Source organism: Cellulophaga sp. BC115SP (assembly GCF_009905545.1).
In the GTDB taxonomy this organism is placed as follows: domain Bacteria; phylum Bacteroidota; class Bacteroidia; order Cytophagales; family Spirosomataceae; genus Flectobacillus; species Flectobacillus rivi.
Genome location: NZ_JAAALB010000063.1, coordinates 1 through 26,115, shown reverse-complemented (window position 1 = coordinate 26,115; position 26,115 = coordinate 1). Strand labels below are relative to the sequence as shown.

Sequence of the window (26,115 nt, the reverse complement as noted above, 5' to 3'; positions counted from 1 at the left end):
GTGCCTACTACACTTTGACGGGTTCCTGATGTTGTTTCACAAGTTGTTGTATTGTCTTTACAACCTACATAATAAGTTGTCGTTGCTGTCAAACTTGGACTGTAGCTTGTACCTGTTGTCAACACACTTGTCGAACTCTGACTTGCGTACCATTGTACTGTTTGTCCTGTTGAGCAAGTTGCTGTCAAAGTCACTACGCCAGCTTCACATCTTGAAGCGCCTACTACATTATTAGCACTTGGTGCACTTGGAATTGGGTTAACTGTTCCTATTACGCCTTGACGTGTTCCTGTTGTTGTTTCACAATTCGTTGTATTGTCTTTACATGCTACATAATAGGTTATCGTTGCCGTGATGCTTGGTGCGTAGCTTGTTCCTGTTGTTAATACACTTGTCGAACTCTGACTTGCATACCACTGTACTGTTTGACCTGTTGAACATGTTGCTGTCAAATTCACTACACCGCTTCCACATACTGCGCCATTCGTTACATTACTTGAACTTGGGGCACTTGGGATTGGGTTAACTGTTCCTACTACTGCTTGACGTGAGTTCGTTGCTGTTTCGCAAGTCGTAGTATTATCTTTACACCCTACATAATAAGTCGTCGTTGCTGCTATACTTGGTGCATAACTTGTGCCTGTTGTCAAGACTGTTGTTGAAGTCTGGCTTGCATACCATTGTACTGTTTGTCCTGTCGAACAGGTTGCACTTAAGTTTACTACACCGCTTCCGCATACTGCGCCATTTGTAACATTACTTGAGCTTGGTGCTGTAGGCAAAGCATTGATCGTACCAGTTACAGCTGTTCTATTAGCTGTTGGTGTTTCGCAACTTGTCGTTGTATTTTTACAACCTACATAATAAGTGGTACTAGCGGTTAAACTTGGACTGTAAGAAGCACCTGTTGTCAACACGGTCGTTGATGATTGCGACGAATACCATTGTGCAGTTTCTCCACTACCGCAAGTTGCTCCAAGTGTTACTGTTCCTGCTCCACAACGAGTGGCTGGAGTTGTAGTTGGTGACGATGGTGTTGAATTTATTGTAATAGCAATAGAGGCGTTACTAGAACAACCTGTATTACCTGTTACAGTTAAAGTATATGTTCCAGTAGTACTTGCAGTAATATTCTGAGTAGTTGCACTAAAACTATTTGGTCCTGTCCATGAATATGTTACTACAGGTGCATCAACTGTCATTGAGATATCATCTATCGCAAAATCATTACCTCCTGTATTAGTATTCTCATTTCTAATCTCAAAATATGCTGTTGTACTACTTCCTGAATTCCAAGTAGTAGTTAATTGTTGCCACGCACAAGTTGTTGCTGACAAGGTTGTTGAAGTACCTACTTTTACTCCATTTACATAAAATGCTAAAGTTGAAGGAGTAGTCGAGGAAATCGAGGTGGCATAAGTGCTTAATCTATAAGTAGTATTTGGATTCACCGAAATTCTTTGTCCCCATACTGTAAGGTTTGCGGTTGTTCCTCCATCAGCTACAAAAACTTTTCCTGTTCCTGAAGCTGTTCTATCTTTACAAGCTGAGGCCCAAGAGAAGTATGTATTAGCGTCTGTTGTAACACCATATACACCATACCCATAATTTTGCTCCCCATATTATGTTACAAATCCAATATCCCCTGCAGAAAAATCTCCATTGTACACAAGATTTGGATTAGCGACACTACCTGCACCATTGATTGTAATTGGGGTTCCACAATTAGAAGTATTACCTCCTACTGCTGTCGCACTCACACCCGAAACTGCTCCACTCACAGTTAAGTTGACTGGAGTTTTCATACTTTCACAGTTGTTGAGTGTACATGTTGCAAATAAATTCAACGATGTGCTTCTTGAAGCTGGTGTATAAGTAGCCCCAGTAGCTATTGGAGTAGTATCTGTAGAACCACTATACCATTTCACAGTTCCCCCTGTACATCCTGTAGCTGTAAGTGTTGCAGTACCTGTTCCACAGATAGATGCACTACTAACAACAGGTACAGAAGTACAAGTTTCTTCAGTCATACAGATATCATCAAATGCAACACCATCCCCTTCATTGTCACGCGGGGTGATATATAATTCAAGATATGTTGCACCTGCTGGCGCTACAATTTCTACACAGTACTGTTGCCAATTGAGCGTTTCCCATTGTCCATCTGTATCGGCAGGTATTGATTGATAGATATCTCCTGTAGATAATATACCTTTGTCCCCTCCTTCTGCATTTCTAAATTTGTATTCAAAATACACATCGGCATTACCTTGTACTCCTGATGGATTAAAGGCTGCCATATATGCACATATTTTATATTTTTTTCCTGGAGTTACTGGGAAAAATTTTTGATTTGCGCTTGGTGCAAAAAGAACACACTGATTATAACGTCCGTAGATAAAACGGTCGCCAGAGTTTGCATTTCCTGTTACACTTGCATCGATATAATATGCACCATTTTGGTTAGCATAATCATTTACGTCTGTACCAATAGCCCAATCAGCAGGAGAAGCTCCTCTATAAGCATCCGTATTGGTAGCAGTACGTGTAATATATGAGGCAGGAGATGACTGAAAATATACTGGAAACTTCTTCCCGTTATTAGTGACATTATCATCAGTCTCAAAACTTGAGTTAGTGACAATGTTATTGGTACAAGCCACAGTCGCACAGTTGTTTTTCAAAACAACTAATACGGCATTTGATTCAGCCACATAATCGTTACAGTTGGTACGACGAGCTGTTCTGATATAACAAGTTGTCTGTGTAATTGCCCCAGGCGTATAAGTTGCAGACGTTGCACCCGAGATAGCAGTATATTTTGATGAGCCTGCTACGTTTGTAGGGCAAGCTCCATTTTCTAATGATGTAGCTTTGTACCATTGATACTGAATCGTTTGTCCAGTATCACCACCTGATGGTGCAGTTACGCTAGTAAGAGCTGCTGGTGTACTACTTACATTTTTACATAATACTTGGTTTGAACCAATGGTACCTCCACTTGTTAAGTTGTTACAAGTATTATTTACGGTCAAACACAAGTTATCTAACTTTAACCAGTCACCACTTGCATAACCCTCTACTCTCAAATAAGAAGTACCAGTAGGTGCCGTTTTTGTCAATACATACTCTTTCAAAATTGTCTGCCCTGCTGGAACAACATCTACATCCCAATCAACTGATGCCTCCGCATAATCTAAGAGAGTACCTGCACTATTATAAAAAGCTAATCTATATCTATGATTATATGCAGGTTCATGTGTACCACCATAAGCTGACAAAGTATATGAAGTACCTGCCGTAATATTATCTACTTTCTGCCACATCATAGCAGAAGAGCTATTGGCATACAAATAGGCATTATTGGCATCACAAACCTCAAAACCTGAACCTGTCGTTAAAGAACCGGCCGAGTTCCATTCCCAATATGCAGTTTTATAACTGGTATTATATCCCGAACGAAATTCTGGCACTTCAAATCCTGGGTTTTTCAATAAACCTCCTGGACAATCACAAGTTACTGAGCTAAAGCTACTACAGTTTACCGTAGTATTGAATGTCTGATAGTGCACTTCCCCTTGTGCATGTGTATAGTTCATACATACTACCTGACCTTCAATATTACCTGAACCTGCTTTGTTGACGTGTGCATTTGGCGCAAACACAGTCCCTACAATTGTACTGCCGCCATTCAAATAAATGGTAGTACTTCCTGCCGAGCTATTCACAAAGTTGAACAAAATATATTGACCTGCTGCGTTTGGTACACCTGGGAAATTTGGAATAGTCCAGTTGAACGCTGTCGCTGTACCAATATCTACTGTAATTACAACAGGGTTTGTAGCAGAAGGTACTATATTAAATTTTATCTCGTTGAACAATGCCAATTGGCTGGCTGTCATTTTGAAGAAATTGGTACGGCCTGACGTCAAGTTAAAAGTATAAGACGTGGCAGTAGTCGATACTGTTGTATTCGAAGAACAACCTTTATAGGTAGTTGAGTAACTACGCATATTGGCAATGGCTGTATTAAAGTCGAATACATCGGCATTAATAGATGCTTGCGTTTGAGCTACTGACAAATTGATACGAGGGTTGGCATCTTGTGAAGTAGCACTAGTGGCTGTGAGACGAGTAGGGTTTGTAGACCAATATTTAGTGGTTGAAAAATCTTTAATTTTCACAAAGCCTCCATTTAAGATATTGACACCACTACCAGCTGAGTAGCTCACATTACCTTCAACGATCAAAGCCGTATTGTTGGCATCACCAGAAGCTTTGAAACTACCAGTGGTACTCATCGACAATGAATAGGCACCATTAAGTGTAAGGTTTCCGAAAGTAGCCAAACCACCATTGGCATCGCCATTGGTGAGGGTAGCATTACCATAAGAAAAGATGTTAAATCCTTGAACTGGGCTTAGAGGATTTTGCTGGGCTTGAGATTTTTTTACACCTCCTAAAAAAAAGATAAAGGGCACAAACAACATAACCCTCAAAAATCCATTGGCATGGTTTTTGAGGAAAAGGCGTGCTCTTCTAAAAGTGTTCAACTCAGGCGTACATAACTTACTTAAGCCGTACTTTGATGAAGTACGTAATGAAGCAGTAAAGTTTTTCATGGGGAAACTTTATTAATTTAACTCGGCGGATTCTAGGAAAAATTATATCTCTGGATTAGTACAAACTAAATCCATACAACTGTTTCGAGAAGACAGTATAGTCTTTCTTGGCGGGGACAAACATCTGTAGGCGGTGTCAAAACAAATACATCCTAAATCATTTTATGGCGTTTAAAATGATAGCATGATTTCCTACAGAATGCGTTCGAAAACAGCAATGATTTACAAAGCAAAAACGTGAGACGACCAATAGCGGAAAGGGTCGAATGTGATAAGCCTAGATTACTGAGGTTGATTAACGAAAATAAATGTTACGGGAAAAGTTTGCGGTTCTTTCCTATAGAAATGGCGTTACTCTTTAAAACTTAGGCTTTTGCGTAATAATAAGTGATATTGCGGTTCACTTAAGGTAATCTATAATAATTCTGAAGCATTAGCGGGTGCCTGACAGAAGTGTATTCAAATATTTCTCTCAAAATTGTTTCTCAAAAACACGTTGCGAAGGTATTTTTTCCAGAGACTTTCTTGTAAATTACATTTTTTAAAACAAATTAATTTTGGGCGGGTTTTGTAATAAAAATGCAATTTTGTCTAAGTGAAGACAAGAAATATTTACTATAAATGGAGCCAAAATCATGCCAAAGTACAATATTATACCTGCAGGTAGTTTTTTTCACTTTCTTAGAAAAATTATTAAACGGTATCTATATCAGCCATTTATAAAGCTCTCGTTTGTAGGTATTTGACATAACCAAACGTATAACCCTTACACTAATGCTATACAATGTACCTCAACGCTTAATTTGCATTATGATAGTGTTTCTCCTCTCATTATTATTATTCTCCCATACACTTACAAACCCTATGGACAAAATACCTTCAAAAAAAATACTAGCCCTTGGCGATTCTTATACTATCGGAGAAAGTGTCCTTGAGTCGGAACGCTGGTCGGCACAATTAATTGAACTTATCAAGAACGAGATACCTGTTTCCAATCATGATATTGTAGCACAAACAGGTTGGACAACTTTTGAGTTGCAGGATGCCATTAAGTCCCGCAAACTTGACAAGCATTATGATTTGGTTTCGCTACTTATTGGTGTCAATAATCAGTATAGAGGTCTTTCGAAAGAAGATTTCAGAAAGGATTTTCAGCAATTATTACAAACAGCTGCCAACTTTACTTCAGGTAATTTTCGACATGTTATGGTACTTTCCATTCCAGATTGGGGCGTGAGTCCTTTTGCGTCAAATCGAGATAGGGCGCAAATTGCTAAAGAAATAGATACCTTTAATTTAGTGATCAAAGATGAATGTCTAAAGCATCATGTACCCTTTGTTGATATTACTCCTATCTCAAGAGCATACCCCAATGACGTATCGATGATTGCTGAAGATGGTTTGCATTTTTCTGGAAAAATGTACGCACTTTGGGCAAAAGCTGCCAAGGAAGAAGCTTTGAGGATTCTTAAAAAGTAAATCTGGAAAGAAGTTATTAGTTAATCGTATATCAGTTACTAGATTGCCTTAATTATCAGATGAGTACCATCAATATATTGTTAATTTAATCTATCCTAATACTTAAGTAAACAAGCACGGTAAGTGCGATAGACGTATAACCATACTGGATTCTGTCGCACCTATTGCACTCTTCCAAGGGTACCTACAACCTACTTGAAATGGTTCATTAACCTTATTGTTTTTCCTAATTAAAGAAAGTTCTACCACTTACTTATTTCCCATTAATTCCTGAAAGTATTCTGCCGAGGCAATCAATGTTAGGGCTATACCCGCTACCATTCCTGAAAGAATCAAATTCCAATCATGTTTTTTGATCTTAAATACCTCAAGCATTAAAAAACTAATAAGCAAAGTAAACATCACAATGAGCAACTGCCCCAACTCCAAACCTACATTGAATGCCAATAAAGGATTAAGCAAACTTTCTTCTTTTCCTAACAAGCTTCGTAGGTAATTGGAGAAACCCATTCCGTGTATGAGACCAAAAGCCATTGCCATTGGATAGCGAAGAGATGAGCTTTTTTCTTTCTGAAATCTGGTATTATCTACAGACTTATGAAAGAAGTTTAACACACAGGTAAGAAATATGGTAATAGGAATCAGAAATTCGATTACTTCTGTACGATAGGTAATAATTTGTAAAGTAGCCAATGCCAATGTTACAGAATGCCCAAGTGTAAAGGCCGTCACCAATACTGCTAGTTTTTTCCAATCGCTAGGACGATATACAGCACAAAGTGCAATAACAAACAAAATATGGTCATAGCCATTTACATCTGTGATGTGTTGAAAACCTAGTTGAAGATACAATTGAAAATCTGACATGGGCAGGTAACAGCAATTTAAAGGTTTGTCTCTGAAGTACGATTTTACAAATTTAACTTAAAACCAGACACAAAACACTTATATACACTGTACTAATCAAAGAAGTTTTTGTTATATTTAGTTAAAGATTTTTTACGTTAAAATGCAAAATAAGATTGAATTACTAAGCTATAGGTGGTGAGTCGTAGTCATTAGGCAAAAAATGCTTCTATTATTTATTACATGGAAAATACTTTTTAACTTAAAGCCTACGGTCTATTGTGGAAAAGTTACCCACTTACTTAGTTTTAAAGAGACTTCTTAAAATACCTTTCTTTTCCTAATCAACTATGAAACCAGATTATATCATCATTGGTGCAGGTTCGGCTGGATGTGTATTGGCACATCGACTATCTAATATTCCCAATAACCAAGTTGTGTTGGTCGAAGCAGGTGGAAAAGATACAAAACCAGAAATACATATTCCCGCAGGATATGGCAAATTACACCACTCCAACGTAAACTGGAACTTTGTTACAACTCCTCAGCGGAGTCTCAATCATCGACAACTTTACCAGCCAAGAGGCAAAACCTTAGGAGGATCTAGCTCTGTCAACTGCATGGCGTATATTAGGGGCAACAAAGAAGATTATAATGATTGGGAAAAATGGGGTAATAAAGGATGGGGGTATCAAGATATGCTTCCATATTTTACTAAATCAGAAAACAATCAGCAATTTCAAAACGAATATCATGGAAAAGGAGGCTTGCTCAATGTAAGCCACAATATCAATGTAACACCATTGGCAGAAGCTTTTATAGAAGCTTGTGTTGAAGTGGGCATTCCTGCCAATCCAGATTTTAATGGTGCTCAACAGGAAGGTGCGGGTAAGTTTCAGTTTACCATCAAAAATGCCCGTCGTCATTCTACAGCAGCGGCTTTTTTGGTACCTGTGCTGTCACGTCCCAACCTTTCGGTATTGACCAAAACACAAGTTGCTCGAGTGCTTATCGAAAATGACAAAGCAATAGGCATTGAGATTATCAAAAGAAATACTACAGAAAAAATTTATGCTAAAAAAGAAGTAATTCTGGCAGCAGGAGCATTTCAAAGTCCTCAATTGTTGTTACTTTCGGGCATAGGTGATGCTTCATATCTCAAAGATTTTCAAATAGATTGTAAGGTGAATTTGTCGGGTGTTGGGCAAAATTTATCCGATCACCTATTTATCAATATCAACACTTTGTGTAATCAACGTATTACCTACAATAATGCCGAGCGATTTCCATGGGTACTGTCTAATCTTTATCAATATATTTTTCAGAAAAAAGGTCCATTGAGTTCAAGTCCCCTCGAAGCTTGTGCTTTTACCCATACCCAAGCTGGTCTTGACCGCCCCGATATACAATTTCATTTTGCGCCTGTACTTGCGCCTAATTTACATCTGGTAAAAACATTACCCAAGGAAGAAGGATTTACCGTTTTGCCAACCTTACTCAAACCCAAAAGTAGAGGATATGTAGGCTTACATGATAATCGTCCGAGTTCCGCCCCACTTATTGACCCTTGTTATTTATCAGACACCAAGGGCGAGGATATGGCAACGCTATTGAGAGCCGTTTACCAAGCAAAAGATGTTTTATTATCTGATGCTTTTGCTCCTTTTCGTCAGCAAGATACCCTATTCCTTCCTGATAAATATGAAAGTGATATAGACTGGGAAACTTATATTCGGGCTACTTGTGAAACCGTTTATCATCCTTGTGGTACTTGCAAAATGGGTATCGACGCACAGGCTGTAGTCAATCCTGACTCGCTAGAAGTATATGGCATTAAAGGTTTGAGAGTGGTTGATGCCTCTATTATTCCAGAAGTTATTGCAGGAAATACCAATGCTCCTGTTATTGCGGTAGCCGAAAAAGCATCAGACATAATATTGGGATAACATTCTCATAATCAAGACATAAACTAATAAATATCGAACTAACAAAAATCATATTTATAGCTGACTAACAGAGGCTTACAGGCAGAGATTTGATTCTACTTTTGTCATAAATCAAATCTCATACAAACCATGAACAACATTCTTATTGCTACCGATTTTTCAGACAACTCTCACAAAGCATTACAATATGCTATTTTGATTGCTAAAGCGACCCAATCAGCTATTTATTTGGTACATACTTATCTTCCTCGTTATATCGAGCCAGGGATTTATGCTGACGCTGATACCATGCAAAAAGCTTTGGACGACCAACGTGATTCGCTTTATAGCAAAATGGTACCTTTAGCTTCCATCGTTGAAGATGCAGGGGTAAAGTGTCATGTTGTTTTAGAAATGAACGACGTTATTTCTGGCGTTTTCGATACTGTCGAGAAATATAACATTGACCTAATCGTGATGGGAAGAACAGGCTCTGGTGGCTTCTTAAGCAAACTGATTGGTAGCAACGCTGCCCATATCACGGCCAAAGCACATATACCCGTTTTGACAGTTCCTAATCAAGTAGAAGGTGTAACCATAAATAAGATATTGTATGCGACTCAACTCGAATTTGACGAAAACCATATCTTAGCGCAAGTATTTGAATTGTCGCATCAACTAGGCGCAAACGTTGCGCTTACCAAAGTCAACGCTCCTTTCGAACCAGATATTCAATCAGACAAGCAATTTATAGAGCATATCAAAACAGCTTTTGTGAAAGAAGCTTTTAGCATCGATACCACCATTTCAAATAGTGTTACCGAAGGTATTCTTACCACTGCTGCCGAGAGAGGTATTAATCTCATCGTTCTGGCAGCGCATCACCGTAATTTCCTTACTCAATTAATAGACCCTAGCAAATCCAAACAAGTGATTATCCGTTCGGATATTCCTGTATTGACCTACCAGCTTTAACTACTAACACAAAATCAAGCATATTTACATTTTACAGCAAGTAAGCAATGGTCATGCCCTATTCATTCGAGTAGGGCATGACCATTTAAAAACTTTTCCTTTATTTCAAAAAAATAACAATTCCTTTTTGAAGCCTCCACCAAGAACGTAGAAATAGTTAATTACTTTTGTAGAAGTAAATTAATTTATATTGCCAATTTTTAACATCAACACTATGCGCAAATTTCTACCTTCTTTGGTGCTATTGCTAGCACTCTTATCTCATCATTGCCTATTTTCTCAAAGCTTTTCGGAAGATTTTAATTTTTCAGGCCTGTTAACTGCCAACGGTTGGACTGCCCATAGTGGAAGTGGCACCAACCCTATTTCAACGACAACAGGATTAGTATTTGCAGGATTAAACAATACTGGAAATGCGGCGGTTTTGACAACTTCTGGCGAAGATGTTTCTAAATTATTAACCACGCCATTCAGCACAGGTAGTGTCTATGTATCTTGTCTTGTGAATGTTACTGCAGCCAAAACAGCAGGTGATTATTTTATCCACTTAATTCAAGGAACAACTAGTTCAGGAGGTTTTAACCCTCGTATCTATATTCGTTCTTCTGCGGATGGTATCCAGTTTGGCATATCCAAAGGTTCTGCTTCAGGAACAACATTGGCTTATACCACCAAAAGCTATGCTTTAAACACTACTTATTTGTTAGTGTTCCGTTATACTTTCAACAGTACAGCCACCAACGACGATACATCAGAGCTATTCATTGCAGATGCTCTCACAAGTAGCTCAGAACCTGCAAAAACAGATTGGTTAGCCTCACTTGATACGCAAAATGATGCTGCAAGTTTAGGGATGATTGCTTTGCGTCAAGGAACTGCTGCCAATGCACCCAATGTCATCGTTGACCGTTTGAGAGCAGGCGATACTTGGGCAAGCGTAGCATCATTAAGTTCGTTACCTACATTATCAGCTGTGGGAACGACCCTATCAAATACCAATTTGGGAACAGCCTCAGCAGCATCCAAAATTACCGTTACAGCATCTGATTTGTTAGCAGACATTGCAGTAAGCTTTAAAACTGCAACAGATAATTTTGAAATGAGTTTTGATGATGGTAAAACTTGGGGAACTACAGGAACTATCAATCAAAAAGGTGGTGTATTTTTAGTAAGAAGCTCTACAAAAGCCATTCTTGGCAATAACGAAGCTAATATCTTACTTTCTAGTGGTTCGATTAGTACCTCTATTACGGTAAAAGGAACGGTATTCCCTGCTGGGACAGGCTTATGTGGTGTTACAACCAGTATCAAAAAAGTCCGCGACAGTATTCCAGTACAAAATACCTATACAGGCGGAAGCGCCAGTATTGCGGGTAGAGTTACCAGTAAATTTGGAAGTAACAAGTTTTATTTACAGGATAATACAGGCGGTATTGCCATATTTTCAGCAAGTGGAGCAACTCTATTTGCTGATATTGCTGTAGGTGACTCTGTGCAAATTGTTGGTTCGGTAGCTCGCTTTAGTGGAGAAGCAGAAATTCTCAACCCTACATGTATCAATAAAGTCGTTGGGGCAAAATCTACTCCTGCTTCGGCAGTTTTTGATGCTAGCAAAAAAGGAACAACCACGCTTTCAACATTCTTGGAAGCGAATGAAGGCAAAGTAGTAAAGTTAGTCGGTATGAACTTTACGGTAAATACAGGAAATTTTACCAGTGCTACCAATTATAAAGTTATTGCCTGTAACGAAATGGGAGAAACCGAAGTACGTGTTGATGCCACTGCAACAGGTGTTATTGGTACAGCTGTTCCAAACGTTACACAAGATATTACAGGAGCTATCGGTCATTATATCAATACCAGTGGTACAGTTGATATTTTACAAGTATTTCCTTATGCCGCTAATGATATTACCAAAAGTGCAACAACATGTACGATTACCGTTCCAACGCCTGCATCCTATTGCGGAACATTGGCAGGTGCGACAATTAGCGCAGATTCTACCTTGGATATTACCACTTGGAACGTAGAATGGTTAGGAAATACTACCACTTCTCCGAGTGCCTTGGGTCCCATCAAAGATACCCTTCAAATGAATAATGTGATTACGGTCATCAATAAATTGAAGTCGGATGTTTTCTGTCTTGAAGAGGTTTGTAACCATACCTACTTTGCTAGTTTGCTAGCGCAAAGTTTACCAAACTATGGTATCAAATGTCAAACTGATTATTACTCTCATTACTTTGACTCTCCTGAAAAGGCAAGTGATCCAACAACCTATGCTCAGAAGATTTGTTTTGTGTACAAAAAGGATATTATCACCCCTGTGGATGCTGAAACTAAGTCTTTATTAGTCGGAAAATACACCTACCCTCCTGCCAACAACTGGGCATCTGGTAGATTACCATATATGTTTGTGGCCGATGCAAAAATCAACGGAAAAACAAAACGAATCAACTTTGTGGGAATTCATGCCAAATCAGGCTCGGCCGTTTCTGATTATACTAGAAGAAAACAAGATGCTATTGATTTGAAAGCCGAACTAGATAGTAAATATGCCAGCAATACTGTCATAGTTTTGGGTGATTATAATGACGATTTGGATACATCCATTGCATTAGGAAACGCTTCTTCTTACAAAGAGTTTGTTGCGGATGTGGCAAATTACAAAACCATCTCAAAGTCTTTGAGTGACTGTAAAGTATCTAGTACAGCTAGTTATTCTGACATTATTGACCATATTATGGTAAGTAACGAAATCGGTATTTTAACAGAAGGTGCTGCCAATCCAGCGGTATCTACTTCGGGTATTTATTATGTCAACAATACGCTTAATGTTTCAAGACCAATCGATTTTGTGGCAGACTATACTAACTCTACTTCTGACCATTATCCTGTAAATGCCCGTTTCTATTTTGGGTTCTTACCTGTTAAGGTATTAGGTTTTGAAAAAGAAGAGCAAGCATTTTACAAAGTTTATCCAAACCCTGTACAAGACAACTTGACGATTGATTTGTTGAATGCTGGAGAAACTAGCGAAATTACTATCGCAGATATGATGGGAAGAGTAGTTTGGACAAAAGCTACTAATGCAAGCGTGGTAACAGTTCCTACATCAGATTTTACAAAAGGTTTATACATTATTCGTATCAATCGTGGAAAAGCTACTAGTTCTTTCAAGATTGAAAAATTGTAAAAATTAGCTTAAACATAGGTAATCACAAATTTAGTGATTGAGCAAATGCATCTAAAGATTTGTTACTCTGAATTAGGGTTGTACGAAGGATTTTCTTTTGTGCAGAAGAGTTCTGATCATTAGCATTTTTTGATGTAGCGGCAACTCTTGCAGTTGCCGCATTCAAAATGCCAACTGCAAGAGTTGCCACTACATCCGTACATTACTAATTCTAATTTTAATATAAACATGAGTTATCCCGAATTTTTAGGATTGGGATTATTCTCCAAGTTTTTATCAAAAAAGCGGTCGGAAAATATTTTCCGACCGCTTTTTTGATGCTATTAGACTAGATATGACGCAATCATTGCTTCTCTACGAATAAGAATAAAATTTTAAAAAATCACTCAACCACTAAATCACCAATCACTCAATTAGGAATGACTCATGTTTAAAATAACATCTTTTTAGACGCAAGCATTGCGTCTCTACTTAAAATCCAGAAACTCCTCAATACACGCATATACATATTCTAAATCTTCTTGTTGTATGCAATACGGTGTTAGTAAGTAAATGATATTGCCAAGTGGACGCATCAGAATGCCTTTTTCTAAAAAGAAATTATACGCCATATCTCGAATATTACTAAAGTACGACGTGCCTTCACCTGTGTGTATCTCAATGGCCAAAATCGTTCCTCGCACACGCACTGAATCTACTGCACTTGCTTTCTCTGCTTTTAGTTTTTGGGCAAATTTCACATGACTTTGATGTAGAGTTTCTATCTGCGCTTGTGTTTCGGGTAAAAGTAATAAATCCAAACTAGCCAGTGCCGCCGTACAAGCCAAAGGATTGGCCGTAAAACTGTGACTATGGAACAGCGTTTTTCGTCGGTCTTCTGATAAAAACGCTTCAAATATTTCTTGGGTACAGGTCGTCACACCCAAGGCCATGGCACCACCTGTCAAGCCTTTTGACATACAGTAAATATCTGGTTTGGTTTGGATATAGTCTGTTGCAAACATTTTTCCTGTACGTCCAAAACCTGTCATTATTTCATCTACAATGGTAATCACCCCTTTGGCTTTAGCCAAAGCAACGAGTTCTTCCAACACCTCTGGCTCATACATCACCATTCCTCCTGCGCCCTGAATTAATGGCTCGAAGATAAAAGCGGCTATTTCATCAGCATTTTCGAGGTATTTTTTCATCTGAGCAATAGCCTCATGCTCTTGTCCTGCTACAGGTACTGGCAAATAGCAGGTTTCATACAAGAAAGGCTCAAATGGGGTATTAAAAGCACTTTTGGCTCCTACTGCCATTGTACCAAAGGTATCTCCATGATAACCATTACTCAAGGCGATGATTTTGTTTCGCTTTTCAAACCCTCGATTATGGAAATATTGAATAGCCATCTTCAGGGCGACTTCTACCGAAGTTGAACCGTTATCCGAATAAAATACTTTCGCCTGATGACTTGGTAAAATACCCAATAACCTTTCGGCTAAACTTACGGCGGGTTCATGCGTAAAGCCTGCAAAAATAACCTGCTCAAGTTTCAAAAACTGTTCCGCAACTTTTTGGGCAATATACGGATGAGAGTGTCCGTGTAAATTAACCCACCACGACGAAATAGCATCGATGTACCGCTTGCCATTTTCATCAAATAAATACACCCCTTCTGCACGAACAATCGGAATCGAAAACGGTGCGGTGTGATGTTGTGTAAAAGGATGCCAAACGACTTTGGCATCTCTTTCGCTCAAATTGGTTATCACTGGTTTTTCTATATTTTCAACAGGAAATTCCAAGTGCTCATCAATCGAATAATCTTTTTCCATAAAAGTTTCAGACACATCCTACTGCCAATTACCAACCAACGAATCGGCTAGTTTACGAACAGCAGGCTTGTCAATTTCTGCCTGAGTCGGGATACGACCTAGACATTTAAGTTTTGTATAATTCAATATAAAATGCTCAGTCGATGCATTCGAAATACCATTGAAGATGATTCCTTCAACAGGAATATTTCGACTTCTGAGAGCTTCGATAGAAAGTAACGTATGGTTGATACTTCCCAAGTAATTTTTGGACACTAATATCACAGGAAGGTTCAATTGCTGAACCATATCTATCACCAAGTCATTGTCATTGAGCGGAACCATCAAGCCTCCTGCTAGTTCCACAATCAAATTACGTTCGGTAACTGGCAACTGTATTTTCGAAAGCTCAATCGTTATGCCATCCAAGGCAGCAGCAGCATGTGGTGACAGAGGTTCATTTAGGCGATAAGCCTCAGGGAAAAACGTATTATTTGAGACAGACACAAGACTTTTCACGGTATCTGTATCCGAAAAATCGAGACCTCCCGACTGTATCGGTTTCCAATAATCTGCCTGAAGTGCTTCTACTAAAACACTAGAAATAAAAGTTTTACCGATTTCGGTACCAATACCAGCGACAATAAATTGCTTTTTCATCATGAAATTTTAAAAATTAAAGGTGCGGGGGCATTTGTTTTACTAATTCGTCTATTTGTTCGAAAGTGTTATATTGATGTAAGCAAATTCTCAGACGTTCTTTACCCTTTGGAACGGTTGGCGAAAGAATAGCTCTTACATCAAGACCAGCATTTTGTAGTTGTTGCGCTACTTGGCGACAAGCTTCATTTCCTGGAATCACCACACATTGAATAGCCGAGCGACTCTCAATAATAGGAAAACTACTCGATGCTGTCACTTGTTCTCGAAAATATCGTATTAATTTATGAAGATATGAATTGCTAAAGTTTGTTGATTGCAAATAATCATAAGCGCTTTTCACTCCTGCATGGCTATGTAAAGGCGCTGCTGTAGTGTAAATAAATGAACGAGCAAAGTTGATCAGAAAAGCTCTTAAAGAAGCACTTCCCAGCACAATGGCACCATGACAACCGAGGGCTTTTCCAAAGGTAATCACTCTGGCAAAAACACGATTTTCTAGTCCATAATAAGAAACAAGCCCCTCTCCTTTTTCTCCAAAAACCCCAGTAGCATGTGCTTCATCTACAATTAATCCTGCGCCATATTCATCACAAATAGCGACTAACGCTACTAAAGGCGCCTCATCACCATCCATAGAATATACCGATTCGACTGCCACAAAAATGCGCCCTGTTGCTTGACTTTTACAATGTTCAAGCTTTTTTCGAAGGTCAGCGAGGTCGTTATGAGCAAATTTGAGACGGGTAGCATAACTCAAACGTGCGCCATCTATCATACTGGCGTGAATATATTCATCAGTAATCAAAAAATCTCCCTTTTGAGGTACACTTGCCAATAAGCCCACGTTGGCATCATAACCCGAATTAAAGATGAGTCCAGCCTCTGCCCCATGAAAATCAGCAATAGAGTTTTCGAGATTTTCAGTATAAGCATAGTTTCCTGCCAATAATCTCGAGCCTGTTGCGCCAACCCATTGCGCACCCGCATGTTCAAGAATTTCTAATTCTTGTTTGATTCCTTCTACCAAAATACCACTTTTGGCAAAGCCTAAATAATCATTTGAACAAAAATCCACCATATTTTCGGTGGTTTTTAAAACTCTATATAAAGCTAAATCTTTTCTTTTTTGAAGAGATTCTGCCAAAAAACTTTCAATTTGATGCACGTTTTTACTAGCTCAACAGCCTATTTTGAGGTTTATTGGGCACAAAGATAACACCTAGGGATGCTTCACTGAGTGATTATCTAAGAAATAATAGAAATGCTCCTCATCCTTTCTGAAGCCTAATTTTTCATAGAGAGCTTGTGCCTTGGTATTTTCGATTCCTGTTTTCAAGGTAAGCCAAGCAGCACCCGTCTCCTGAGTATATTTCCATGCAGCATCTATCAATAAGGATGCTACGCCACCTTTCCGAAAGTCTGGCATCACAAACATATCATTTAACAACCAAACCGCTTCGAGCTTCAGTGTTGAGAACACTGGATACAGTTGTGTAAATCCAGCTAATGCCCCAGATGACTCCTCCAATACCATAAAAATAGTTGAGTCTTGCTGAGCAAGTCTTTCAGACAAAAATCTTCTAATTTTCTGATAATCATTTGTTTGCCCAAAATGGCTTAGATAAGCCTCAAACGCTGGAATCAACAATTCAAGATGCGATTCATTTGCTTTAGTTATTTGCATACGTCAGTAATTAGTAGAGTTTTTAAAATGTTTTTTACATAAAAACTAAATAAAGTCTGGAAGGTTCCTTAACTAGTTTTCTTTTTGCTTATTCCTAATACGAATATTTTTTTGAGTTTAATTACGTTATTCTTCTTTAGTGATATAAAAATCTTTATTCGTAACAAAGTTGTAATTATTTTGGCTTTGTGTATTGCGTATTAAACAAAAACCTTGTAACTTTGTACTCAATAGGTGTAGAACTATTTACTAGGCTTGCTCAGGTGGTTTCCGCCTGAGCAACTTTTTTTATAGGCTCTCACAACAAAAAAGGAGGTCTTACCCAAAAATTCGGTAAGACCTCCTTTTTTTATTAACCATTGGCATTCGGCAATCAGCTTTCGGAAGTATGTTTGCTCTTTACCGAAAGCTAGCTGCCGTAAGCCGATAGCTCATTACTATTTTTTCGCTCCTTGTACTGCACCCGCTGCTTGTTTTTGTTGTTGCATTGGGTTTGGCATAGACTGACGCTGTCCTTTAAATACTTGGAAACGAGTTGGTTGTTCTGGTTCACGAGGGAAAGCGTTATTGCTTGTATCAATATCAGCAATCTCATAGAATGGGTCAAGTACCCATTTTGCTACTTTTTTATCGGTAGGGATTACTTTTTTCACCTCTTTGTCGTTCAAACGCCATACTTCCGCAGGAATACGAACTACCTCATCTGTACCATCTTCATAAACCATTTTGATGATAATAGGCATTGGCAAACCTCCAACGTTTTTCACATTGATTACATAGAAGTTTTTGTTGCTATTAGTCAATTGTTTTTCTTCGTCTGAAAGACCCGCAGTTGCCTGCTCAAAACGTTTTTTATCTGCTTCAGAAGTTGCGTAACGGTCATAACTGTTATAGAAATCACGCATATCTGGATTTGCTTCTACTACGGTTTGAGTAATATCTTTTTTGTTACGGATATTGCTCATCGTTTGGCGTTTTGCTTCTGCATCAGCTTTTGCTTTCGCATTTTTCTGCTCAGGAGATTGGTTGTCGATACCAAACCATTCTACCGTTTCTAATGATTGGTCTGAAGGCTCAACACCGTAGAACCAACCACGCCAGAAAAAGTCCAAATCAACACCAGAAGCATCCTCCATTGTACGGAAGAAATCCTGTGGAGTTGGATGTTTGAAAGCCCAACGACGTGAGTATTCTTTGAAAGCAGCGTCGAATAATTCGCGTCCCATGATAGTTTCACGTAAAATAGTCAAACCAGCCGCTGGCTTAGTGTAAGCATTTGGACCGAATCCCATAATGTTATCCGAGCTACTCATGATTGGTACTTGCTGTGTTTTGTCAGTACGCATATAAGTAACAATACCTTGTGGTTCGCCACTTGAAGTATCAAAGTCTCTATCCCATTCTTTTTCAGCCAATTGTTCGCAGAAAGTATTCAAACCTTCGTCCATCCATGACCACTGACGCTCATCAGAGTTTACAATCATTGGGAAGAAGTTATGACCTACTTCGTGGATTACTACACCAATCAAAAAGTTTTTAGTACCTTCAGAATAAGTTCCATCTGCCTCTGGACGAGCACCGTTGAAACAAATCATCGGGTATTCCATACCGCCTACTGGACCGTGAATTGACTGAGCTGTTGGATATGGGTAAGAGATCGTTCTTTTTGAATAAGAACGTAGCGTATGTGCCACCAACATAGTAGAATATTGACCCCAAAGTGGGTTAGCTTCTTTTGGATACGCAGACATAGCCCATACTTTTTTGCCTTCAACATCTACTTGCATAGCATCCCATACAAATTTACGAGAACCTGCAAAAGCAAAATCACGCACGTTATCAGCCTTGAAAACCCAAGTTTTCTTGCCTGATGGCTTGCTTTTCTCAGCCGCTTCTGCTTCTGATTGTGTTACAATAAGCACAGGACGATTAGCGCCTTTAGCTTTTTCCAAACGTTTTTGTTGCTCTGCTGACAATACCTGAGCTGCATTTTGCAATTCACCAGTACCCATTACTACAAAGTCGTTTGGCATAGTCAAAGCTACTTTGTAATCACCAAATGGAACGGTAAACTCACCTTGACCCAAGAATTGCTTGTGTTGCCAACCGTTTACGTCGTCATACACGCACATACGAGGAAACCACTGAGCAATTTCGTAGATATAGTTGCCATCTTTGGCAAAATATTCATATCCACTACGAGCACGAGTAGCCACAGCATCTGTAATATTGAAATCCCACTCTACTTGGAAGCTGAGCGTTTGACCTGGCTTCAAAGGTGTTGGTAAATCAACACGCATCATAGTTTCGTTGATAGTAAACTTCAATGGTGCACCTTTGATGTCTTTTACTGCGCTGATATTGTAACCGTATTCTTTGTTGTTCAACACTCCAGCACTTGCACTCAAGCGTGCAAAACTAGTACCCTTGTCGTTCAAAGAAGAAGTTTGGGTAGTTTGAGCAATACCGCCTTTTTTGAAGTTGTTTTGGTCTAATTGCAACCACAAATAACGAAGGTCATCTGGAGAAAAGTTTTTGTAGGTAATTACCTCACTACCTGTAATACGCTGCTTTTGGTCATCCAATTCAGCTTTGATGTCATAGTCGGCACGGTTTTGCCAGTAATCTTTGCCCGGAGCACCCGAAGCTGTACGGTAGGTATTAGGAGTTGGCAGGGTATTGCCAAGCTGCTCAAAACGGCTGTTTCCGTTATATGGATTTTGTGCAAATAGCGTTGCACATTGTCCTATGAGAAGCGCAAAAAGGCTTAGCTTTTTCATATAGGATTTGTTGGTGAAATAAAGTTTCTACGAAAATACAGAATTTTTGGCATAAGCCACTTCTATCTCCAAATCGCTGTGTACAAGCCTTTCATGCTTTGTGGATAAACGGTCGTATAAGTATTTAAGTGGTTGTCCATAAGCTTTCAGCTTCCGACTTTGGGGAAAATCGGATAGCTGAAAGTTCAAGTCCAAAGGGCGTAACTGCCTATTCCTTTATACTTTCCCCTACTTTTTTAAACCAAACAAAAAACTTGTTAAGCGGAAGGGACGTATCAAATAGTGATAAATAAGCCACGATATGCCAAAGGTTCCTGCAGCTATGAGGATATATTTTATCCAAAGATTAAGAGATACATCAGCCAAATAAAAACCTAAAGCCACCGTAATAGTTTGATGTAAAATATAAAATGGATATACCGCTTGATTACTGTATTGGAGCGCCTGATTAGTAAAATTTAAGTAATGCTTAGCATAACCTCCTATGGCTAGAATTGTGCTCCAAAGGCTCACCATAGTCAGTAATCCATTCACAATAGTCATCCAAATGGTATCTTCGGGAATACTCCCAAAAAGCGTATCATACGAAAATCGGAAGGCTACGATAAATAAGCTAAGCACAGCATAACTTCTTCTGTGTTTTTCCATGGTATTCCATGCAATAGGTGTTTTACCTATCAAATATCCCAAGACAAATAGCATTATCGAAACCGTGAAGTTGTACCAATCTGATACTAAATTTTGGAAAACTGGCCAATCGGCATGCAAAAACCAATAGGCCGAAGCCAATACCACCGCCCACAGTAATAGACCTAAAGGCTGGCTTACTATTTTCTGAAAAAACTGCCAAAATCCTTCACTATTTCTATTTTTTAGTAATACAAATAAAGGCGTAGCTATTACCGAAAACACCCACAAATAGGCAATAAACCATAAATGATGCCATGAGGTATTGCCATCGGGGTAGGCTTGAAATTCAAAAATTTTGGGATAAAAAGCCCAATAAGAACCTTCAAATTGGTGACGTTGGAGTCGCTCAAAATACACCTGCGGGGGCACTATCACCAAAACACCAAAGAGTAATGGTATGAGTAATCGCTTGGAGCGTTCAGCGATAAAAGCGCCAGCTGTTTTCGATTTCATGGCAAAACTTACACCAACGCCCGATATAAAAAACAATAGGGGCAATCGCCAAAGATGTAGCCACTCCATCGGGATTTCGAGGACTTCAGTCAGTTCGTTGTTTTTGACATGCCATCCCCAATACACAAAAAACATTCCTGTGTGAAAGAAGATTAAAATGCCAAAGGCTAAAACACGAATCCAGTCGATATAATACTGACGAGTTTGGGAAGAAGAAGTACTAAGAGGTTGTTGTTTTTCAAGAGTTTTCATACAAAGCTTTTTTTGATTTGATGGTCAAAACTAGCTTTGTCATACGCTCCTAAGCGATTGTTTTGATAAGGAAGAGGTTCGATTTTATAAAATCGAACATTTGAACAAAGGCTACTTTTCTTCTTTTCTGTATTGAGAAGGGGTTTGTCCCACGATTTTTTTAAAGGCTGTATTAAAGGCTGATTTGGAGTTATAACCAACCATCTCGGCTATTTCTTCGATTTTAATATGCTGGTTTTCTGAAGAAACAAGCAACCTTTGCGCTTCAGCGATACGCCATTGAGCAGCATAATCAAAAAAACTTTGCCCCAAACTTTCATTTAAAATTTGAGAAAGATGATGTGGTGAAACACCCAATTTTTTTGCCAAAAAAGGCAAAGAAAAATCCTCTCTCAAAAATAGCTTTTCTTTGCGCATCAGTACTTCCAGACGCTCTAAAGTTTGGTCTTGTATTTCTTCGGTCAGCGTTGATTTCTCGTATTTTTTTATCGGTTTTACCTCCTCTCCTAGCTTAAAGAAATCTGACTGTCGAATTACCGAAAAACTGATGGCATAAATGATGAAAGTAATATGTGCCGATAAAATATGATCTCCCAAATCACTAGGAAAGGTTCTTTTGACAATTAAAAACAAGAGCACAATAGATGCAAAACTTAACCATTGTGTCCGACACCAACTAAGCGAGCTATTTTCTTTTGAAAAAATAGATAACCCTACTTTTTGAAATTGCTTTTTTAGTTCAATAAAACCTACAACTACATAAATGACCATTTGCACAAACATAAAATCATTCACATGGTCCCGAATTTTACAGAACCAACCCCACTCTACTACTTCGATTTTGATAAAAGGTAAGTCGGGGTGATAGGCATCCAAGTAGGAGTTATATTTGAAGGTATCAGGCAACGGGTAAATGTATATACTCATACACACCAGATAAAACACAAATGGGACAAAATGTAATAATTGCTTCCAAGAAAAGCGTTCTGAAATAAATGTTCGCAGATAGAGATAGGTCAATGGAGCTAGTACAAAATTGAGCGGCTCGGCAAAGTCTACCCAGGCTAATATTTTGAACATATAATTGGTGTATGACAACAGTACTTCGACGGTACAAGTTGACAGGGCAAATAGAAATAAGCCTAAATATCGATGAGCAATTTTGTTTCCTTTGGGTGTAAACAGAAAGAATATTGCTAAAAAATAGCCCTGTACCACTCCCATAAGGATAATGATAGCAAATAGGTCAATATGAAAAGGATAATTAACAGGCATTGGTTTAGTTTTATCAAAAGCAAAAATACGCTTTTTTCAATTACAAAGAGATTGCACACTTTTACTCAAAATAGACTTTTATATACTCAAAAATGGTTTTTGCAAAACCATATCCCATTTTCCCAAAAGCAACCATACATTTGTTTAAGTATCTCGTAACTCTCGTTCCTAACATTCGTTGGGGATTTAATTTCCGAACTTATCAAAAGTAGCTTGAAACTGATGCTTTTTGTGCATTAGTATAGTAGAGTTAGTTTATTTCGAAAAAAAGGTTTCGTTCGAGACCTTTTTTTGTTTTTATCTTGAAAAAAGGTTTTGCTTATTTGTGGAAAACTCCAGATCAGTATAAGCTTCGACAGAACTTATTTCAGTAATGCGACATTTTTTGACATTTCTATACATTCTGATTTTCAGCATTTTGAGTAGCTGCGTAGTTGCTCAAAATGCCGTTTATAGGGTTATCAACAATCTCAATGGATTACCCAGCAATACCGTTTATAGTATTCTTCAGGATAAAAAGGGTTTTTTGTGGGTGGCCCATGACAAAGGCCTTAGCCGATACGATGGAAAAAGCTTTGTCCATTATGAAAGTATTGCCAAACAAGGTCGCTCGCTTTTCAACTTGATGGAGTACCAGGATCGTATTTATTGCCAAGATTTTGCAGGAAATTTTTACTATACTCAGCACGACAAACTCGTTCAAGAATCGACACTTTCGTGGAAAGGTGGCTTTGTACCTGCTACCATTTTAAACAATAGACTATTACTTAGTTGCTTTACGGATACCCTAAGAACACTCGATTTAGCAAGCAAAAAAATCAGTAAAATACCTATTCCAAGCTCATTTACTTGGGGCATCAACGTCAAAGACCATAAGTTATTAGCTTTATGTGAAAACGGTATTTATCGTACCGATGGCTATCGAGGACAATTTCAAAAACTCCCTACTTATCAGTCCTTCTTTTTGATTCCGACGGACAATGAGCTATTTGGCATTACCAAAACTAAATATCCATACGTTAGAAAACTTCTGCACGGAGGTACGCCTATTTCGGTACTCAAACCCGATTTATTCGTGCAGGATGTCATCAAGCTCAAAGATGAAATTTGGGTGTCTACCTCCAGCGGAGCCTATTGCTTTGATCTTAACTTTAATCCCAAATACAACGGCTTTTGTTTTTTTGAAGGAACCAGTATCAGTAGAATTCTTATTGACCGCGAAGGAAATTATTGGTTTGCCACTTTATCAAAAGGGCTCTTGTTTGTTCCAAATATTCATACCCGATTGTATCAATATCAAAACATTGGTATGACTGCCTTAGCTCCTTTTCAGGAAGGAAACGGTGTCTTTATTGGTACTGAAAAACAGAATATTCTCTCTTTTAGTCCAGAACAGGGTTTTCGTCCTTATTTCATGAAAAAATCATCTAATCATGAAATTATTTCTATTTATGAAGATACCGAAAACCATGACATGTTCTTTTCGAGTAACCGACTAGTGCATCTCAACGCCCAACGGCAGCAAGTACAAAGCATAGAGTTGGCATCTAAAAGCGTTGTAAAAATCAAATCCAATCTTTATGCGATGGCTTATTCGGGTGGAGTTGCATTATTAACCAAATCAAAAAAGCCTGTTTCTATTCCATCATGGCTATTGCCTGAAATAGCGTATACCAAGTCTGTGAGTGTAGATACCATTTTTCATTTAGATCACCCCTCTGTTAAATCCAGAACGAGATGGATTGAATTTGGACAAAAAGACAGTACACTTTACATCTCGACTGTAGGTGGATTGGTGTATATTTCGCCCAAAGGAACAGGGTTTATTACTTATCATGGCAATCCAATTTACGGTTCTCAAATCATTAACAAAGGTGACTACACGTATATTTCTACCTTTAGCGAAGGGATATATATTCTCAAAAATCAACAAGTAATACAACACATTAGTACAAAAGATGGACTAGCAAGTAATACCATTTATCGTTTTCAGATAGATCAGCAAAAGTTATGGCTTGTAGAGGAAGGAATGCTTCAATCATTTGATTTAAAAACAAAAAAAATTACTAGCTACAGTAGTACCGATGGACTTCCCAAAGCAGAAATTAAAGACCTTGTCGTAGGTTCTCAAAATGTATTTTTAGCTACCCCAGAAGGTCTTGTAGTATTTGATAAAAAAAGAGATGTTTTCAATAAAACTTCTCCATTAATGGCTTTGACTGGATTTACAGTAAATGACCAAAAGCGTGAATACTATTCGGGTATAAAGCTCGAATCTGACCAAAATAGTATTGAAATCTTTTTTTCAATACTGAGTTTCAAAAGCGAAGACGAACTACATATTAGTTACAAAATCAACAATGGGACTTGGCTCAATTTACCTTCACAATCAAGGGTTTTGAGTTTTCCGTCCTTATCGCCTGGAGCTTATCAACTTACCCTCAGAGTCACAAATGAAGATGGTATTGCGGTTAAAAAACCTCTAGTGATAGATTTTGTTATCGATGCTCCCTTTTATTTGCAATGGTGGTTTGTGGGATTAATTTTAGCCATAATAATTCTCGGAGTTTATTGGTATTTCCGCTGGAGAATCAACGACATTAATCAAAAAAATCAGCTCATTGCTGATAAGTTAAAACTTGAGCAGGAAGTAAAACAAAGTATGTTGGCGAGTATAAAGAGTCAAATGAATCCGCATTTTTTGTTCAATGCGCTCAATACAATTCAGGCGTATATCTACACCAACGACAAAGAAAATGCTTCGGTGTATTTGGGTAAATTTAGTGAACTAACCCGTCGGATTTTGGAGATGAGTAATAAAGAGTGTGTTCCACTCAGCGAAGAAATAAAATCACTGAGTCTTTATTTAGAGCTCGAAAAAATTCGATTTGAGGATTTACTCCACTATACCTTCGAGGTAGACCCTGCCCTTCAACCCGATTTTGTGTATATTCCATCTATGCTGATTCAGCCATACGTGGAAAATGCGATAAAACATGGACTTTTGCACAAGAAAGACGACCGTCAGCTATGGATAAAGTTTATCAAGGAACGAGACTGCCTAATGGTCATTATTGATGATAACGGGATAGGTCGAAAACGGTCTGCTCAACTCAAACGCTTAAAAGAAAAAAACGCTCATAATGGCTTTGCTATATCAGCCAATCAAAAGCGACTAGACATTTTGAACCAAGGTGCCAAACACCAAATCATGATGGAAATTATTGATAAACAAAATACACAAGGCGAGCCTCTTGGCACCTTAGTTAATATCAGAATACCTTTTCAGAAAACACCCTCGGCAAATTTGGTCAATTAATATTCCTATTTCCTCAAACCTGCGTTTATTCGAAAATGTAAGTTTTTATTTTTACATAAAATAGGCAATAGGCAATAGGCAATAGGCAATAGGCAATAGGCAATAGGCAATAGGCAATAGGCAATAGGCAATAGGCAATAGGCAATAGGCAATAGGC

General features: G+C 38.4%; 15 protein-coding genes. 5 read left to right on the top strand and 10 right to left on the bottom strand.

Features of this window, described 5'->3' with window-relative positions:
• Together GVN22_RS24855 and GVN22_RS24850 are read right to left on the bottom strand one after the other, a co-directional pair.
• Positions 1 to 1,451, bottom strand: a 1,451-nt coding sequence (locus GVN22_RS24855) for a hypothetical protein (RefSeq protein ID WP_166553708.1), incomplete at its 3' end; no start/stop codon positions are given.
• Between the two features lie 171 nt (positions 1,452 to 1,622).
• Positions 1,623 to 4,622 carry a collagen-binding domain-containing protein gene (locus GVN22_RS24850; RefSeq protein WP_166553707.1) on the bottom strand — a complete coding sequence of 1,000 codons (3,000 nt, stop codon included), beginning with the start codon at positions 4,620 to 4,622 and terminating at the stop codon, positions 1,623 to 1,625.
• 864 nt (positions 4,623 to 5,486) lie between these two features.
• Here GVN22_RS24850 and GVN22_RS24845 point away from each other — a divergent pair.
• The gene (locus GVN22_RS24845; RefSeq protein WP_205691032.1) at positions 5,487 to 6,101 is read left to right on the top strand and encodes an SGNH/GDSL hydrolase family protein; all 615 of its coding nucleotides are present in this window, start codon (positions 5,487 to 5,489) and stop codon (positions 6,099 to 6,101) included.
• Between the two features lie 249 nt (positions 6,102 to 6,350).
• On the opposite strand, the gene GVN22_RS24840 is transcribed toward GVN22_RS24845, so the two are convergent.
• The gene (locus tag GVN22_RS24840; RefSeq protein WP_166553705.1) at positions 6,351 to 6,968 is read right to left on the bottom strand and encodes a HupE/UreJ family protein; all 618 of its coding nucleotides are present in this window, start codon (positions 6,966 to 6,968) and stop codon (positions 6,351 to 6,353) included.
• 329 nt (positions 6,969 to 7,297) lie between these two features.
• On the opposite strand from GVN22_RS24840, the gene GVN22_RS24835 reads away from it, so the two are divergent.
• The 3 genes from GVN22_RS24835 to GVN22_RS24825 all read left to right on the top strand — a co-directional run bounded on the left by GVN22_RS24835 (position 7,298) and on the right by GVN22_RS24825 (position 13,043).
• Positions 7,298 to 8,893: a GMC family oxidoreductase gene (locus tag GVN22_RS24835; protein ID WP_166553704.1), complete on the top strand. Its 1,596-nt coding sequence runs from the start codon at positions 7,298 to 7,300 to the stop codon at positions 8,891 to 8,893.
• A gap of 129 nt (positions 8,894 to 9,022) precedes the next feature.
• Positions 9,023 to 9,847 (top strand): universal stress protein, encoded by an 825-nt coding sequence (locus tag GVN22_RS24830; RefSeq protein WP_166553703.1) that lies wholly within the window; start codon positions 9,023 to 9,025, stop codon positions 9,845 to 9,847.
• Between the two features lie 214 nt (positions 9,848 to 10,061).
• Positions 10,062 to 13,043 carry a T9SS type A sorting domain-containing protein gene (locus tag GVN22_RS24825; protein WP_166553702.1) on the top strand — a complete coding sequence of 994 codons (2,982 nt, stop codon included), beginning with the start codon at positions 10,062 to 10,064 and terminating at the stop codon, positions 13,041 to 13,043.
• A 467-nt stretch (positions 13,044 to 13,510) separates the two neighbouring features.
• Here the strand turns inward: GVN22_RS24825 and bioA are convergent, their stop codons facing one another.
• The 7 genes from bioA to GVN22_RS24790 all read right to left on the bottom strand — a co-directional run bounded on the left by bioA (position 13,511) and on the right by GVN22_RS24790 (position 22,639).
• Positions 13,511 to 14,863, bottom strand: a complete 1,353-nt coding sequence (gene bioA / locus GVN22_RS24820) for an adenosylmethionine--8-amino-7-oxononanoate transaminase (RefSeq protein ID WP_166553701.1) — start codon at positions 14,861 to 14,863, stop codon at positions 13,511 to 13,513.
• Between the two features lie 18 nt (positions 14,864 to 14,881).
• Entirely contained in the window at positions 14,882 to 15,505 is a 624-nt protein-coding gene (gene bioD / locus GVN22_RS24815; protein WP_240915764.1) for a dethiobiotin synthase, read from the bottom strand.
• Between the two features lie 13 nt (positions 15,506 to 15,518).
• Complete coding sequence (locus GVN22_RS24810; RefSeq protein ID WP_370520482.1) at positions 15,519 to 16,670, bottom strand: aminotransferase class I/II-fold pyridoxal phosphate-dependent enzyme; 1,152 nt, start codon at positions 16,668 to 16,670, stop codon at positions 15,519 to 15,521.
• A gap of 54 nt (positions 16,671 to 16,724) precedes the next feature.
• Positions 16,725 to 17,189: an N-acetyltransferase gene (locus tag GVN22_RS24805; RefSeq protein ID WP_166553700.1), complete on the bottom strand. Its 465-nt coding sequence runs from the start codon at positions 17,187 to 17,189 to the stop codon at positions 16,725 to 16,727.
• Positions 17,190 to 17,626: 437 nt separating this feature from the next.
• Complete coding sequence (locus GVN22_RS24800; protein ID WP_166553699.1) at positions 17,627 to 19,969, bottom strand: M1 family metallopeptidase; 2,343 nt, start codon at positions 19,967 to 19,969, stop codon at positions 17,627 to 17,629.
• A gap of 228 nt (positions 19,970 to 20,197) precedes the next feature.
• Positions 20,198 to 21,364 carry an acyltransferase family protein gene (locus tag GVN22_RS24795; RefSeq protein ID WP_166553698.1) on the bottom strand — a complete coding sequence of 389 codons (1,167 nt, stop codon included), beginning with the start codon at positions 21,362 to 21,364 and terminating at the stop codon, positions 20,198 to 20,200.
• Between the two features lie 111 nt (positions 21,365 to 21,475).
• Positions 21,476 to 22,639, bottom strand: coding sequence for an AraC family transcriptional regulator (locus tag GVN22_RS24790; RefSeq protein WP_166553697.1), 1,164 nt, complete (start codon positions 22,637 to 22,639; stop codon positions 21,476 to 21,478).
• A gap of 373 nt (positions 22,640 to 23,012) precedes the next feature.
• Here GVN22_RS24790 and GVN22_RS24785 point away from each other — a divergent pair, with 373 nt between their 5' ends.
• On the top strand, positions 23,013 to 25,958 hold the full coding sequence (locus GVN22_RS24785) for a histidine kinase (protein ID WP_166553696.1): 2,946 nt from the start codon (positions 23,013 to 23,015) through the stop codon (positions 25,956 to 25,958).
• The last annotated feature ends 157 nt before the right edge of the window (positions 25,959 to 26,115 follow it).

Coding starts and splice junctions, on each gene's coding strand:
- GVN22_RS24850 (WP_166553707.1), bottom strand. CDS start 4,622: ATGAAAAACTTTACTGCTTCATTACGTACTTCATCAAAGTACGGCTTA.
- GVN22_RS24845 (WP_205691032.1), top strand. CDS start 5,487: ATGGACAAAATACCTTCAAAAAAAATACTAGCCCTTGGCGATTCTTAT.
- GVN22_RS24840 (WP_166553705.1), bottom strand. CDS start 6,968: ATGTCAGATTTTCAATTGTATCTTCAACTAGGTTTTCAACACATCACA.
- GVN22_RS24835 (WP_166553704.1), top strand. CDS start 7,298: ATGAAACCAGATTATATCATCATTGGTGCAGGTTCGGCTGGATGTGTA.
- GVN22_RS24830 (WP_166553703.1), top strand. CDS start 9,023: ATGAACAACATTCTTATTGCTACCGATTTTTCAGACAACTCTCACAAA.
- GVN22_RS24825 (WP_166553702.1), top strand. CDS start 10,062: ATGCGCAAATTTCTACCTTCTTTGGTGCTATTGCTAGCACTCTTATCT.
- bioA (WP_166553701.1), bottom strand. CDS start 14,863: ATGGAAAAAGATTATTCGATTGATGAGCACTTGGAATTTCCTGTTGAA.
- bioD (WP_240915764.1), bottom strand. CDS start 15,505: ATGATGAAAAAGCAATTTATTGTCGCTGGTATTGGTACCGAAATCGGT.
- GVN22_RS24805 (WP_166553700.1), bottom strand. CDS start 17,189: ATGCAAATAACTAAAGCAAATGAATCGCATCTTGAATTGTTGATTCCA.
- GVN22_RS24800 (WP_166553699.1), bottom strand. CDS start 19,969: ATGAAAAAGCTAAGCCTTTTTGCGCTTCTCATAGGACAATGTGCAACG.
- GVN22_RS24795 (WP_166553698.1), bottom strand. CDS start 21,364: ATGAAAACTCTTGAAAAACAACAACCTCTTAGTACTTCTTCTTCCCAA.
- GVN22_RS24790 (WP_166553697.1), bottom strand. CDS start 22,639: ATGCCTGTTAATTATCCTTTTCATATTGACCTATTTGCTATCATTATC.
- GVN22_RS24785 (WP_166553696.1), top strand. CDS start 23,013: ATGCGACATTTTTTGACATTTCTATACATTCTGATTTTCAGCATTTTG.